Origin of the sequence: Dechloromonas denitrificans (genome assembly GCF_001551835.1) — a bacterium.
Lineage (GTDB): Bacteria > Pseudomonadota > Gammaproteobacteria > Burkholderiales > Rhodocyclaceae > Azonexus > Azonexus denitrificans.
In genome coordinates, this window is the sequence record NZ_LODL01000010.1 from 1 (window position 1) to 559 (window position 559).

At 66.7% G+C, this 559-nt stretch carries 2 pseudogenes; both read right to left on the reverse strand.

Going from position 1 to position 559, the window contains the following annotated elements:
• A pseudogene (locus AT959_RS04210) lies at positions 1-410 on the reverse strand (electron transfer flavoprotein subunit alpha/FixB family protein); the annotation flags it as partial.
• A gap of 2 nt (positions 411-412) precedes the next feature.
• Positions 413-559 (reverse strand): annotated as a pseudogene (locus tag AT959_RS20325) (electron transfer flavoprotein subunit beta/FixA family protein); the annotation flags it as partial.

Consider the following 559-nt stretch of genomic DNA (forward strand, 5'->3'; position numbering starts at 1 on the left):
TGCACGGTGGCCAGGGCGTTGCCGGCATAGATTGGGCGGACGAAGGTGTCGGCCGATTCGACGCCGGTGATTTCGGAGATCTGGGCGACGTCGAGCAAGGCGGCGATGCGCGGCGTCAGGTTCTTGCCGAAGGTGGTGGCCGGGGCGAGGATGTGGCTGTAGCCGGCGGCCTGGGCGATGACCAGGGCCGTCAGATTCTCGGCGGTCTGGCTCTGGTAGTGGGCGGCGTCGGCGACTTTGACTTTGCTGACGCCTTGCAGGCCAGCGGCTTGCTGGGCGGCGGCGGCGCAGCCGGTGCCGGCGACGAGGACGTGGATGTCGCCCCCGACCTTGACGGCGGCGGCGATGGTGTTGAGGGTGGCGGCCTTGAGGCTGGCGTGGTCGTGTTCGGCGATGACGAGAATGGTCATGATCAGATCACCTTGGCTTCGTTCTTGAGTTTGTTGACGAGTTCGGCGACGTCGGCGACCTTGATACCGGCCGAGCGCTTGGCCGGTTCGGCAACTTTGAGGGTGGTCAGGCGCGGCGTGACATCGACGCCGAGGTCAGCCGGCTTGAC